General features: G+C 56.4%; 12 protein-coding genes and 1 pseudogene. 5 read left to right on the top strand and 8 right to left on the bottom strand.

The features are described from left to right. The first annotated feature begins 138 nt into the window (after positions 1–138). A pseudogene (locus HALO_RS01310) lies at positions 139–1706 on the top strand (BCCT family transporter). 28 nt (positions 1707–1734) lie between these two features. On the opposite strand, the gene HALO_RS01305 reads toward HALO_RS01310, so the two are convergent. Next, the gene (locus HALO_RS01305) at positions 1735–2556 is read right to left on the bottom strand and encodes a flagellin N-terminal helical domain-containing protein (protein WP_035581862.1); all 822 of its coding nucleotides are present in this window, start codon (positions 2554–2556) and stop codon (positions 1735–1737) included. Between the two features lie 72 nt (positions 2557–2628). Then, positions 2629–3075: a 2-amino-4-hydroxy-6-hydroxymethyldihydropteridine diphosphokinase gene (gene folK, locus HALO_RS01300; RefSeq protein ID WP_050712880.1), complete on the bottom strand. Its 447-nt coding sequence runs from the start codon at positions 3073–3075 to the stop codon at positions 2629–2631. Between the two features lie 165 nt (positions 3076–3240). Here folK and HALO_RS01295 point away from each other — a divergent pair, with 165 nt between their 5' ends. Then, entirely contained in the window at positions 3241–3987 is a 747-nt protein-coding gene (locus HALO_RS01295) for an SDR family NAD(P)-dependent oxidoreductase (RefSeq protein WP_050712879.1), read from the top strand. An 89-nt stretch (positions 3988–4076) separates the two neighbouring features. On the opposite strand, the gene ybiO is transcribed toward HALO_RS01295, so the two are convergent. The 5 genes from ybiO to trhO all read right to left on the bottom strand — a co-directional run bounded on the left by ybiO (position 4077) and on the right by trhO (position 9922). Then, complete coding sequence (gene ybiO, locus HALO_RS01290; RefSeq protein ID WP_050712878.1) at positions 4077–6476, bottom strand: mechanosensitive channel protein; 2400 nt, start codon at positions 6474–6476, stop codon at positions 4077–4079. 171 nt (positions 6477–6647) lie between these two features. Further along, positions 6648–7079 carry a YqaA family protein gene (locus tag HALO_RS01285; protein WP_035581868.1) on the bottom strand — a complete coding sequence of 144 codons (432 nt, stop codon included), beginning with the start codon at positions 7077–7079 and terminating at the stop codon, positions 6648–6650. A gap of 17 nt (positions 7080–7096) precedes the next feature. After that, positions 7097–7918 carry an IclR family transcriptional regulator domain-containing protein gene (locus HALO_RS01280; protein ID WP_035581870.1) on the bottom strand — a complete coding sequence of 274 codons (822 nt, stop codon included), beginning with the start codon at positions 7916–7918 and terminating at the stop codon, positions 7097–7099. 164 nt (positions 7919–8082) lie between these two features. Beyond that, on the bottom strand, positions 8083–8889 hold the full coding sequence (locus tag HALO_RS01275) for an enoyl-CoA hydratase (protein WP_050712877.1): 807 nt from the start codon (positions 8887–8889) through the stop codon (positions 8083–8085). Between the two features lie 70 nt (positions 8890–8959). Beyond that, positions 8960–9922: an oxygen-dependent tRNA uridine(34) hydroxylase TrhO gene (gene trhO / locus HALO_RS01270; RefSeq protein ID WP_035581872.1), complete on the bottom strand. Its 963-nt coding sequence runs from the start codon at positions 9920–9922 to the stop codon at positions 8960–8962. A gap of 183 nt (positions 9923–10105) precedes the next feature. Here trhO and HALO_RS01265 point away from each other — a divergent pair, with 183 nt between their 5' ends. Beyond that, positions 10106–10795, top strand: a complete 690-nt coding sequence (locus tag HALO_RS01265) for a pirin family protein (RefSeq protein WP_035581873.1) — start codon at positions 10106–10108, stop codon at positions 10793–10795. Positions 10796–10866: 71 nt separating this feature from the next. Here HALO_RS01265 and serA read toward each other — a convergent pair whose 3' ends face one another. Next, on the bottom strand, positions 10867–12111 hold the full coding sequence (gene serA / locus HALO_RS01260) for a phosphoglycerate dehydrogenase (protein WP_050712876.1): 1245 nt from the start codon (positions 12109–12111) through the stop codon (positions 10867–10869). 237 nt (positions 12112–12348) lie between these two features. On the opposite strand from serA, the gene HALO_RS01255 reads away from it, so the two are divergent. Then, positions 12349–12639, top strand: a complete 291-nt coding sequence (locus HALO_RS01255; protein WP_035581875.1) for an exodeoxyribonuclease VII small subunit — start codon at positions 12349–12351, stop codon at positions 12637–12639. Next, positions 12633–13526 carry a (2E,6E)-farnesyl diphosphate synthase gene (gene ispA / locus HALO_RS01250; RefSeq protein ID WP_035581876.1) on the top strand — a complete coding sequence of 298 codons (894 nt, stop codon included), beginning with the start codon at positions 12633–12635 and terminating at the stop codon, positions 13524–13526. The genes HALO_RS01255 and ispA overlap by 7 nt, the downstream gene beginning before the upstream one ends. The last annotated feature ends 1 nt before the right edge of the window (position 13527 follow it).

Genomic DNA, 13527 nt, shown 5'->3' with positions numbered 1-13527 from the left:
TTTCCTGTCCTTGCGCCATTCATTGAATGGCGCTTTTTTTTATCCGTTATTTGGCACATTAATCAGCACATCGCCGCTTAACACAAGGCGTTGATAGGCTGCTGTTTTAGCCAGCCCTGCCCCTACAAGGTATTCAACATGAATCACCCCGCCTCTACCGGCGAAGCCCCTGACACTTACAGTTCTGGGCGGCTTTCGCTCGGCGATCCTATTGTTTTAATCTTGAGCATCGGCTTTATCGTTGCCTTTTTGGCGCTATCGCTTTACGACGTAACGCTGGTCGCTGAATCGATCAGTAAAGGCTTTGCTTGGACGGCATTAGCCTTGGGTAGTTACTTCCAACTGCTGCTGCTACTTACCTTCTTTATCGCGATGGGTTTGGCGGTCACACCGGCTGCAAAAGCCAAAATCGGCAATTTAGATGCACCAGAAATGAGCACATTTAAATGGCTGTCGATCATTCTGTGCACGCTGCTGGCGGGAGGCGGGGTGTTTTTTGCCGCCGGGGAACCGGTCTACCATTTCCTCGTAACGCCGCCTGCTTTTAATAGCGAAGCAGGCACGCCAGAAGCCGTTTCCAACGCCTTGGGGCAGTCGTTTATGCACTGGGGGTTTATTGGCTGGGCGGTATTAGGATCGTTAACCGCTATCGTGCTTGCCCATGCTCACTATGAGAAAGGCCAGCCGTTGAAACCACGCACCCTGCTCTATCCACTATTGGGAGAGCGACTAATGCGTGGGCCCTTGGGTGGGATCATTGATGCGTGCTGTGTCATCGCCGTCGTGGCCGGTACCGTGGGCCCGATTGGTTTTTTAGCGACTCAGGTCAGTTTTGGCCTGCATGAAGKGTTCGGCCTGCCCAACAGCTACACCAGTAAATTGGTCATCTTGGCCGTGTTAGCCAGTATGTACGTGCTATCAGCGATGAGCGGCGTACATAAAGGTATGCAGATACTTAGCCGTTTCAATGTATTCCTGGCCCTCGCCGTGGGTGCCGTGATTATGGTGTTTGGCCCGACGCTGTTTTTATTCAACAGCTACGTAGCCAGTATGGGCGTCTATATTAACGATTTCTTCCCCATGGCGACCATCACAGCAGAAACCGCTCCCGCCTGGTGGATGCAGTGGTGGACGGTATTCTTCTTTGCGTGGTTTATCGGATTTGGCCCACTGGTGGCGATCTTTGTGGCGCGKATTTCCCGCGGCCGCAGCATCCGCGAGATGATCGTCGCAGTAGCGGTTCTCGCTCCCATTGCCACCACCGTGTGGTTTACCCTGCTCGGTGGCTCAGGTATTTACTACCAAATGACGGGCGCCATTGAGCTAACCGAGGCGCTTAATAACTTCCAGTTTGATGTCGCAACCCTGACGGTGGCCCAGGCATTGCCGGGCGGCGCCTGGATGCGCTAGCCATTTTAGTGCTGACAACGATATTCGTCGCTACCACCGGTGACTCGATGAGCTACGCCATTGCGGTTGTGGGGGCGGGCCACGACGATCCAAGCCCTTATATTCGCGCCTTCTGGGGAATCGCCATGGCGATTATGGCGGCGGTGCTGTTATATATGGGCGCTGGCCAAATTTCGGCCCTTCAACAATTTATTGTGATAACCGCCATCCCGGTGTCGTTTATTCTATTGCCCTCACTGTGGGATGGCCCTAAAGCGGCCTACGCCATGGCCCGGGAACAGGGCATTATTGATTAAACGCGGTGCGCTATAGCTTCTGCCTACCCTATAGACTTTCCAGCAGGCGCAAAATCATTTGCGGCTGCTGGTTGGCCTGGGCCAACATAGCAATGCCTGCCTGCTGAAGGATCTGCGCGCGAATAAGGTTGGAAACTTCCTTAGCGTAATCGGCATCCTGGATACGCGACCGGGCATCGGAGGTATTAACAATGCTGTTATTAAGCCCATCAATCACACTTTCAAAGCGGTTCTGCACGGCGCCCAAATAGCTGCGCTGTTGATCTAACCGTTTGATCGCGTCATCCACCATATCGATAGGGTTGCCAGTCCCAGTGCCATCGTCCAATACAGTTAGGCCTTCCAGCCCCAACCCCTGTAAATTCATGGCATCAAAGCGAACGGCAATGCTATCACCCGCGTTCGCGCCCACCTGGATATTCAATGACTGAGTGTCGTTCAACAGCCCAATACCGTTGAACTTACTCTGCCCGGCAACGCGGTCAATCTCTTCCATGCGCTGGCCAATCTCGGCTTGGATCGAAGCAAGATCATTAGAAGAGTTGGTGCCGTTAGCCGCTTGTACGCTCAGCTCACGGATGCGCTGGAGGTTATCGTTAATCTGATTGAGTGAGCCTTCCGCCGTCTGCACCATGGAGATGCCATCATTGGTGTTGCGGATCGCCTGGGTCATGCCTTTAATTTGTGACGTCATGCGATTGGCTATCGCCTGACCAGCGGCGTCATCTTTGGCACTATTAATGCGCAGCCCAGAAGAGAGGCGCTGCATCGCGGTCTGCATGGCCTGCTGACTGCCACGCAGATTGTTCTGCACGGTTAGCGACATTAAATTGGTATTTAGGCTGAGCAACGCACGCCTCCAGGGAAGTTAGCGCGCCGATGGACGGCGGCTACAACGTTACTATCGGCCTAAACGCCAAAATCATGAATACTTTTGAAGTTCAAGACGGCGACCACTGCTCGCCAGCACTTCGTCGACGGGCTTTTTCACATAGTCGTGCTTAAAGTAGCCGTCATCAACGACCTCCCCATCCCAGGCCACAATGTCCAGATCCATCGTACGCGGTCCCGATTTAATCGCCCCCCGAACACGCCCCAGACGATCTTCCACCCCTTTGAGGTAAGTGCGAAACGCTTCACGCTCAAGCGGTGTGCTCACCAACAGGGCGGCATTTAGAAAGTCGGGCTGCTGCTGATACCCCACCGGACTGGTGCGAATCGTTTTGGAACGGGCTAATAAATTGCACTCTCGACTAATAATATCAAGCGCTTGAACCACATAGTGGTCGGGATCGATGTTAGAACCTAGAGAGATTAAGCACTCATGGAGCGCGGCAGAGTATGGGGCAGACAACGTCGGTGGTGGCATAGCGACATCCTGTTCAAAGTGACGTCTTTAGAACCGCCCTGGCATAGGACACTTCTTTTAACCTCTCTAATCTAGCGCTTTGCGTAAGCTCTGTATAAGTTATTGACAAACGCTGCACTCACGCAGAAAGTCTTCCTATACCAATAAAATAATAGGGAACGCTGTATGCACCAACAAGCTGCTCTGATAACCGGCGGTGCCACCCGTTTGGGACGCTACTTTTCCGAAGCCCTGGCCGATGCGGGTTACGACATTGCTCTACACGTTAATCGCTCGCGGGAGGAGGCTGAAGAGGTCGCCAGCGGTATCCGCGTCAAAGGGCGGGAGTGTGAAATATTTTCCTGCGACTTTTTACACGACGACTTAAACGGCTTTATTCAGTCAGCGAAGCGCCGTTTTCCTGGGCTTAGCCTGCTGCTAAACAGCGCTTCCGCCTATGAGCCAGCGCCGATTGCGGCGACCGAACTGACGATGTTGGAGACTCAGTTTCGGGTCAATATGTTTMCCCCACTGCTGCTCACACGCCACTTTGCCGAGGCGGTACAAGAGGGTCAGGTGATCAATATCATCGATAACAAGGTGGCCTATCACCAGTACCCCTACGCAGCGTATCTGCTGTCGAAAAACAGCCTGGCGGAGATGACCCGCATGGCAGCACTGGAGTTCGCCCCGCGCATTCGCATTAATGGCATCGCCCCTGGCGTTGTGCTGCCTGCCTCCCAGCGCACCAGCGACTATATTGAGTGGCGTATTGATGGCATTCCGCTAAAGCGCCAGGGCGCTCCCGAGCATCTTGTACAAGCTTTGCACTATTTATTGGACAACCCCTTTGTGGCGGGGCAAATTCTGTTTGTGGATGGCGGTGAGTCCATCAATCTGGAAGGTCGGCACTCAGAAAACTATAGCCATTAAATAAAACAACCCTCTTGAAACGCAGCGGGGCCGCCCGAAGGCGGCCCCGCTGCAGCTTTTGATAACAACCACATCATGACGTCGATATATTAGGTTTCATCGACATCATCGTGGTCGGGCTTCAGGTGATCCGGCTCGCTGGTTTGCTGCACCCCTTGCGGGGTGTCGCTCTTAGCCGCCGGTGTCACTACCGCGGACTCCTCCACTTTCTTCTCTTTAGCGGTCGATTCCAGTACCCGCACATGGGCAGGCGGKGGATTACCATTTTTATTATCGCCAAAGTAGAGCGTCGTGTGCGGGAAGGGGATTTCGATACCCGCCTCATCAAAGCGCAGTTTCACCAAGCGGTTGTAGGCACGGCCAACGGCCCACTGGTCACCGGGCGTGGTTTTGATGACCACCCGGATATTCACAGAGCTATCCGCCAGTGCGGTCACACCCGCCACGGTCAGGTCGGCTAGCAGCTTGGTACCATGTTCTTCGCTCGCTTTGAGGTCCTCAAAGGCCAGCTTGAGCTGCTCAATGGCTTCATCGATGCTTTCGCTGTAGCCAATGCCGTACTCGCCCACATGGTTGCCGTACTCGCGCATGTAGTTAGACACCGTGTCGACACTCGAGAACGGTACGATGTGGTAGGTGCCGGATAGATCGCGAATCCCCACCGAGCGGATACTGAGCCGTTCGGCGGTTCCCGTCACGCCGCCTACGGTGACTACATCGCCGGTGTTCATGGCATTTTCTACCTGAATAAACACCCCAGTGATCACATCCTGCACCAGCTTCTGGGCGCCAAAACCAATCGCCAGACCCAACACACCGGCACCGGCAATCAGCGGGCCAATATTGATGCCAATTTCCGACAGCACGATCATGCCGGTAATGGTCACCATGGCGATTGCCAGCGCATTGCGGAACAGGCTGAGCAAGGTTTTCGCTCGTGCCGACGGTTCGCCGTAGCCGGTCTCCGGGTTGAGCTTGTGCTCAATCAGGCTCGCCAGACCCAGCCAAACGGCTAGCGCCACAATCAAAATCACCGTAACGCTGGAGAGATTACCAACCAGCGTGGCACCGCCTTCAGAGGCGTACCAGGCAGCGAGATCAAAGGCGCCCCAAGCGTTCAGCACCACCATGATAACGACAATCAGAATGATCGTACGCAGCACGCGTAGCGCATTAGGCACATAGCTGTTCAAGCGCTTCTCAAGCAGGGGCAGCTTGCGCCGCAGGTCGTCCGACAGCGTGATACGGCGACCAATCGTCTGGGTAAGAAAAGACGATACCAACAGCCCAACCACAATCGCGGCCAGCGACTTGAGGGTGGCGTACATCACAAACGGCAACGCATCGCCGGGGCGGGTTAGCGTCAGTACAAACACGATCAAGAAATACAGCAGCGCAAACAAATGCCAGGTGCGCGCAAACAGCTGCAGCGAGACGCGGCTGGCGGTTAAGGTTGTTTTTGCCGCCATTTCGTTCAGGTTATCGCGCAGGCGGGTGCGGTTTCTCAGCACCACAACCACCGCGTAGATAAACGCCAACAGCATAATCAGCGTGCCAACGGCTTGACCCAGCGAGGCCGCCACATAGAAGTTGACCAGCGGTACGACCACCATCAAGCCGTAACCGACCATGCCGATCAAACGCGCTAACCAGCGGTTCCAGTAAGACGCTTCTTGAGCAGAAATAGGCAGTAGACGCAGCCCTTCGTAGCGCGACGAGAACAGCATCCGCACAGCGGCTTTAAGCAGTTCAATAATTAAGAACGCATTTAGAAACAGCGAGGCGCGGGTCGAAAGCTCGCCGGTTTCCCCAACCGCAAACGTTGCCACCAAATTACCGCCCACATAGGCCAAACCGACGAGCAGTATATCGATGACCGCCGCAATCGCTACGCAGGCAATMAAGCGCAGGACAGGTGTTAAATTATTGCCATGTAGGGACCAGCCACTGATTTTGGTAAACAGCGGCTTGGCGACGCGCCGGAAAAGCATAAACATCGCAAAGGTGGCGACAATGACGATACCCAGATTGATCGCCGCACTGATGAACGCTGCCATATCAAAGACACTGTCTGCCTCCCCACCAGAGAACAGACCACCCACGATGCTAACCACTTGCTCAAACTGCCCCCCCACATCGCTGACTACACGACTGGTGAGTTCAGCTAACTGGCGCGGCAATGAGACATCTTCAGGCGCTATCTCACTGCCCTGAGCGGCGGCTTCTGGCGAGAGGTCGCTGGCGACGCCGTCGGGTAGCGCCGAGGCCTGATTACGCAATATCTCAATCAATTCTTGTCGTGACTGCTCATCTGCCAACAGGTTTGCCAAGGCCTCGTAAGAAGTAGGCGCCGCCTCTGTTGTTGTTTCTGAGCTTTCCGCGCTAGCCGATTCACTCGGCGTGCTCTGCGCCATTGCTGGCGTGGCCATGATGGCAATCATTGCCAACAGCCAGACACCTAGCCAGGGTAATAAACGAAGTGGCTTCACACCTCAACCTCCTTTTTGGTGAGTGTTGTGTTCAATCTAACGGCTGCCTGATTTTACGCAAGCTAACATTAGGCTCCCGATATTGCTTACACTTTACACGGACACTTTATACTAACAAGGCAGCTTGTTAAAAAGTTGTACAGGTTAACATGACTTGATTCATAAGGCGTTTTACTGGCACAGCGGCAATAGCCACTGCTGTGCCAGCAGTATAACTACTGCGTAACGCGCGCCTTTGGCGACTACGATCCAAGCCAGCGCCCGCCACCAGGGCAGCCGGAATACACCGGCCAGCACGGTAAGCGGGTCACCAATAATCGGTGCCCAGGAAATCAGCAGGCTCAGTTCGCCAAAGCGGTGATACCAGCCCTCTGCGCGCGCCAAGCTGCGTGGCGATGCGGGGAACCAGCGGCGGCCTTGAAACTGGCGTGCGTAGCGCCCCATGGCGACGTTGATCATGCTGCCGAGGGTGTTGCCCGCCGTGGCCACCAACCACAGCCCCAAGGGCGGCTCGCCGAGACACCACAGCCGAGCGAGCCACACTTCCGACCCGCCGGGTAGCAGCGTTGCGCTGACCAGGGCGACAAAAAACAGGCTTACCATAACCTCAGCGACCCACGTTAACGTGGCACCTGCCCACCCAACTGCTGGGTTATTTCATCGGCCATTTGGCGCACCAGCGCCCCCAGGGTTAGTAAACGCGCTTCCGGAATTCGCGCTACGGGCCCTGAAACCGAAATCGCCGCCAGCGGCGCGCCGTGCTCATCGAACACACAGGCGGCCACGCAGTGCAGGCCAACGGCATGCTCTTCCCGATCGCAGGCAAAGCCTTGGACGCGAATCTGCTCCGTTTCCTCTTGTAAGGTATCGGGTTGATAGAGCGTATTTTCTGTCACTCTGGCAAGCGCTTGGCCATCCAGCAATTGAGCGCGCTGGTCATCGGGCATCCACGCCAGCAGCGCTTTACCTACCCCAGAGGCATGCAGCGGCGCGCGGGAGCCTAGGCGAGTAATCATGCGCATCATTTGCGGGGATTCGTGCTGAGCGAGAAACACCGCGGTCGCCCCATCGCGAATACCTAAATTAGCGGTCTCGCCGGTTTCCGCGGTTAAACGGCGCAGAAAGGGACGGCTAGTGGCCACCACGTCGCGGGCTTCAAGAAAGCTATTGCCGATACGGAAGGTTTTGACATCAATACGCCACAGACCCTGCTCGTTCTCCTGGGTCACAAATCCCTGGCTCTGCAAGGCTTGCAACAGCCGATGGGTGGTCGACGGCGCCAATTCGGCCATCTCTGCCACTTCTGAAAGGGCTAACCCAAGCGGGCTGGCCGCTAGGTACTCCAACAGCGTTAAGCCACGTACCAGCGACTGGCTATGGCCTCCGCTAGCTTTGGCGGTACTCGCCGGACGACCGACCGTCCTGCGTTTGGCTTCACTCACCTGGCTTTCTCCTAAAAGACGCTCCCAAAAGCGCTCCTACTACTTACTGAAAGCGCCCTTGCTGACGGCGCCTTCCCTAAAACACAAAGGGCGTCAGGATAACGTGACAGCACGGCGATTGTCGCGTTTACGGAAACGAATTCCATTCATTCAGCGATGGTACGTCAGCGATGCCGCCAGTGCGGTGGCCGCTTGGCGATAAACGCATCAATCCCCTCGCTCACATCCTCGGCTAACATATTGCAGGCCATGGTTTCCCCGGCAAAGGCGTAGGCTTCGTCGAGCGGCATGGAAAGCTGGTGGGCAAACATGGCTTTTCCGGTACGCACCGCAACGGCGCTTTTAGCGCAAATACTGGCCGTCAGCTCTTGAATTGCCTCATCCAGTGCATCGTCTTCTGCCACGCGGTTAACCAAGCCCCACTCGGCGGCCAGCTCGGCGCTGACAAATTCGCCGGTAAGCAGCATCTCCATGGCACGCTTACGGGCAACGTTGCGAGAGAGCGCTACCGCCGGGGTGGAGCAAAACAGGCCAACATTGATACCCGAAACAGCAAAGCGGGCGCTGCGCGCGGCGACGGCAAGATCACAGCTCGCGACGAGTTGGCAGCCCGCGGCGGTGGCGATACCTTGCACTTTGGCAATCACTGGCACCGGCAAATGCACAATGGCCTGCATCACTTCGCTACAGCGGGTAAACAGCGCTTGGTAGTAGGCTTTATCGGGGTGGGCGCGCATCTGCTTCAGGTCATGCCCGGCGCAGAAGGCTTTCCCTTCGGCGGCAATGATCACACAGCGCACACTGCTATCGTCGGCAATATCGGCTAACGCATCGTGAAGCGCTTCCAGCATGGCTTCCGAGAGCGCGTTAAAGCGCTCTGGAGTGTTCATCGTCAGCGTCACAACGCCTTGGTGGKCAAGACGCTGCAGGATAGTGGAAGGTGTAGATAGGCTTTCAGGTGTAATGGGCATGGTGAACTCCTGGGTGAGTAACACGTTGCCCATCAGTCTAGCGCACACGATCAACTTACAATGTGCTGTCTCATTTTTTCATTAGCCGGGTATCGCGGCCTAGCGGATGCGGTTCGCCGCGCTGTTTCGCTAGATCAATTTGACGTTGGCGTTCGCGGGCCGCCGCGCGAGTCTTCTCCGGCAGCGAATCGATGCAGTGGGGGCAGCTAATGCCCGGTTCGTACGCAGAAGACTGCATATCTTCTGCGGAGATGGGCATGCGGCAAGCGTGGCACTGTTCGAACTCACCTTTGCTCAAATCGTGGCGCACCGTGACCCGGTTATCGAACACAAAACACTCACCTTTCCATAGCGACTGCTCTTCCGGTACTTTTTCCAGGTAGTTCAGCACGCCGCCTTTCAGGTGGTAGACCTCTTCAAAGCCCTCTTTAAGCATAAAGCTGGAGGCTTTTTCACAGCGGATGCCGCCGGTGCAGAACATCGCCACTTTTTTATGTTTTTCCGGGTCGTAGTGCTCGCGCACGTACTCGGGAAACTCACGGAAAGTGGTGGTTTTAGGATCGATCGCCCGCTCGAAGCTGCCAATCGCCACTTCGTAATCGTTGCGGGTATCGATCACCAGCACTTCCGGGTCGGCAATGATGTCGTTCCAATTTTCCGGCTCAACGTAGGTGCCTACGGTGTCGTTGGGGTCGATATCGGGCACGCCGAGGGTGACGATCTCTTTTTTGAGTTTGACCTTGGTGCGGTAGAACGGCGTTTCTTCGCAGTAGGACTCTTTATGGTCAATATCAGCGAGACGCGGGTCGGCGGTGAGCCATGCCAATAATCCGTCAATGCCCTCGCGGCTGCCCGCCACCGTGCCATTGATACCCTCTTTGGCGAGCAGCAAGGTGCCTTTCACGCCGTTATCCAGCATGGTTTGGCGCAGCGGCTCGCGCAGCGCTTCGAAGTCGTTCAAGGTGACAAATTTGTACAGCGCTGCGACCACGATGGGTGGCACTGGGTTAGGCATAGCAGTGGGTACTGACATGTAAAGCTCCTGGTAGTCACCCTCGTAAAGGGCGGACCGGGTTAAAAGACGCGCACATTTTAGCGCAATCCGCGCCGGAAAACGTCGATTTATTCGACAGAACCGTACTGAAAGCTTCACCCCACGCAGCCGCTGTGAGGCGTATATTGTCACTATTCACTCACGCAACTCGCGGAGAACACCATGATTATTCGTCGTTCTAATGAGCGGGGCTTTGCTGACCACGGCTGGCTACGCTCTTTTCATACCTTTTCATTTGCCAACTATATGGATCCCAAGCATATGGGATTCCGCGCCCTGCGCGTCATCAATGAAGACCGCGTGGCGGGTGGCCACGGCTTCGGCGCCCACCCTCACCGGGATATGGAGATTATCTCCTATGTGCTTGAAGGTGAAATGGAGCACAAAGACAACATGGGCAACGGCGAAGTGATGCGCCCAGGCGATGTGCAGCGCATGTCGGCGGGCACCGGCGTGCTGCACAGCGAGTTCAATCACTCGAAGGAGAACGGGCTGCACTTCCTGCAGATCTGGATTGAACCCAAGCAGCTCGGTATCACGCCCAGCTATGAGCAGAAAGCGTTTCCTACCGCCGAGCGTCAAGGCCAGTGGCGGCTGGTGGCTTCTCAAGAAGGGCGCGATGGGTCTGTGAGTATTAACCAGGACCTAAACCTGTACTCAGGCCTGTTTAGCGCGGGCGAACAGATAGCACCACCCCCTTCGCGCTACGCCTGGCTGCATGTAGTGAACGGCGAAATGGAGGTTAACGGCGAGACACTGAGCGCAGGCGATGCCGCAGCGTTTCAGCCGGAAGAGGCCTTCAATCTGACGGGTAAAGAAGCCGGCGAAGTGCTGCTGTTTGACCTTGCTTGATCACCTGCACTCACTAAAACGGCGCCTCCTAAGAGGCGCCGTTTTTTACCGCTTTTGTTGCTAACAGCGTTTTAGCTATTCTGCGCCGAATAGAGCGCACGAATTTTCAGCGTGTGCTCGACCTGCTTCAACGCTTCCAGCGCCTGAGGGCCGTAGGCTTTATCCACATCGATGACCACATAGCCGACTTTCTCGTTGGTCTGCAGGTACTGACCAGAGATGTTAATGCCGTTTTCAGACAGCACACGGTTAATCTGCGACAGCACCCCCGGCACGTTGTCGTGAATATGCAGCAAACGATGCTTGTCCGGGTGAGCGGGCAGCGCCACCTCGGGGAAGTTGACCGAGGTCACGGTGGTGCCGTTGTCGGAGTAAGTGATCAGTTTTTCTGACACTTCGATACCGATGTTCTCCTGGGCTTCCAGGGTAGAGCCACCGATATGCGGCGTCAGAATCACGTTCTCCAGGCCGCGTAGCGGGCTCTCAAACTCTTCGTCGTTGCCTTTCGGCTCGACCGGGAAGACGKCTACCGCCGCGCCGTTGAGATTGCCCGCTTTAAGCGCTTCGGCCAGCGGTTCGATTTCAACGACGCTACCGCGGGAGGCATTGATAAAGATCGCGCCGGGCTTCATGGCGGCAATCTGTTTGGCACCGATCATCCAGCGGGTAGAGGCAAGATCGGGCACGTGCAGGCTGACGACATCAGCGCGGCCCAGCAGCTCTTCAAGGCTTCCCACCTGGTTAGCATTACCCATGCCCAGCTTGGCGATGACATCATAGTAAATGACGTTAAAGCCCAGCGATTCGGCCAGTACCGAAAGCTGCGCACCGATGCTGCCGTAGCCAACGATACCCAGGGTTTTACCGCGCGCTTCATGAGAGTTTTTCGCGGACTTCAGCCAGCCGCCCTGATGGGCGCGGGCGTTTTTCTCAGGGATACCGCGCAGCAGCATAATCGCTTCTGCCAGCACCAGCTCGGCCACTGAGCGAGTATTAGAGTACGGCGCGTTAAATACCGCGATGCCGCGGGTAAGCGCAGCGGTTAAATCGACCTGATTGGTGCCGATACAGAAACAGCCAACGCCTACCAGCTTCTCCGCCGCCTCGAACACGCGCTCCGTCAACTGGGTGCGGGAACGAATACCGATGAAGTGAACATCGCGGATCTTGTCGATCAGCGCCTCTTCATCAAGCGATGTGGGCAGGTGCTCGATATTTTCATAACCGGCGTTGTGAAAATTGTCCACCGCACTTTGGTGGACGCCCTCGAGTAGCAGGATCTTGATCTTGCTCTTGTCCAGGGACGTTTTGGCCATGGCTGAATCAACCTCTATGGTCGGCGGCATGCGCCGTGTATCGGTTCACGGGAGGCGCATATCGTAGCACAGCCCGCGTCGTTCAGGCCGGGTGTGAATGATGAAAAGTCTGCGTGCTGACGATGAATGAACCGCAAGTCGCGCAACAAGCTGTATTGAAGAGGGCAGACGCCGCCCCCCAGCCTCGGTGTATACTGTGGGCTTATTTTAAAAAATACCGGTTTGTAGGCACCCCCAATGAGCGACACGACACCACCCCCGCAGGACTTTGCCGCGACGGTTGAGCAACTTGAATCCATCGTTGAACGTCTTGAGTCAGGCGAGCTCTCATTGGAAGATGCACTGACCGCGTTTGAACAGGGCGTGCGGCTAACCCGCGATGCCCAGCAGCGTCTGGATAGCGCCGAACTTAAGGTGCGGGCGCTGAGTGAAGACAGCGAAGGGCGTTTAAATGTAGCGCCCTTCGCTGGCCCCGACGACCCCAAGGATGCGGCCGAGGATGAAAGCAAGGAGACGCCCCCATGGTAGCCATGCAGCCTAGCCAGCTTGCCACCCTGCGCCAGACCAGCAATGCCCGCGTGGACGCTACGCTAGCGGCACTGTTTGATAGCCGCCCAGCGGTAGCGCCCAGGCTTGAAGCCGCCATGCGCCATGGCCTGCTGGCCGGTGGCAAACGCCTGCGCCCGCTGCTGGTGTATATGGCTGGGCACGCGCTAGGGGCTAACGACGACGCCCTGGACGCCCCCGCCGCCGCCATTGAGTTAATCCACGCCTATTCGTTGATCCATGATGATTTACCCGCTATGGATGACGACGACCTGCGCCGTGGTCAGCCCACGGTGCATAAAGCCTTTGATGAAGCGAGCGCGATTCTCGCCGGCGATGCCCTGCAGGCACTGGCGTTTGAAGTGCTGGCCAGCAACGCTCATCCACGGCTGGGCCATTTGGTGCACACCTTGGCGGCGGCTTCTGGCCGGGATGGCATGGTGGCCGGGCAAGCGCTGGATTTAGACGCCGTCGGCGGCCACCCGGATGTCGACGCTCTTGCACACATGCACGCTCATAAAACCGGCGCTCTGATTGTCGCCGCCGTGCGTCTGGGTGGCCTGGTTGCGGTCGCCGACGATGACCCCCGTTTAAATGCGCTTACTCGCTACGCTCGCGCCATTGGACTAGCCTTTCAGATTCACGACGACATCCTGGATGTGACCGGCGATACCGTTACCCTAGGCAAAACGTCAGGCGCCGATGCCGCACGCGCGAAGCCTACCTACCCCAGCCTGCTGGGATTAGAGGGCGCTCAACGCAAAGCGCACAGCCTGATTGACGAGGCCATTGCCGCGCTCGCCCCACTGGGCGAACGTGCCGCACCGCTGGCCGACTTAGCCCACTATATGATCGAGCGCGACCACTAAA

This window comes from Halomonas sp. R57-5, assembly GCF_900070345.1.
GTDB lineage: Bacteria > Pseudomonadota > Gammaproteobacteria > Pseudomonadales > Halomonadaceae > Vreelandella > Vreelandella ventosae_B.
The sequence above is the reverse complement of the archived record's forward strand: the minus strand, read 5'-3'. Positions and strand labels throughout refer to the sequence as shown.

Excerpts from the sequence above, each read along its gene's own strand:
- HALO_RS01255 (WP_035581875.1), top strand. The coding sequence starts at position 12,349 with ATGAGCGACACGACACCACCCCCGCAGGACTTTGCCGCGACGGTTGAG.
- HALO_RS01285 (WP_035581868.1), bottom strand. The coding sequence starts at position 7,079 with ATGGTAAGCCTGTTTTTTGTCGCCCTGGTCAGCGCAACGCTGCTACCC.
- HALO_RS01265 (WP_035581873.1), top strand. The coding sequence starts at position 10,106 with ATGATTATTCGTCGTTCTAATGAGCGGGGCTTTGCTGACCACGGCTGG.
- trhO (WP_035581872.1), bottom strand. The coding sequence starts at position 9,922 with ATGTCAGTACCCACTGCTATGCCTAACCCAGTGCCACCCATCGTGGTC.
- folK (WP_050712880.1), bottom strand. The coding sequence starts at position 3,075 with ATGCCACCACCGACGTTGTCTGCCCCATACTCTGCCGCGCTCCATGAG.
- ispA (WP_035581876.1), top strand. The coding sequence starts at position 12,633 with ATGGTAGCCATGCAGCCTAGCCAGCTTGCCACCCTGCGCCAGACCAGC.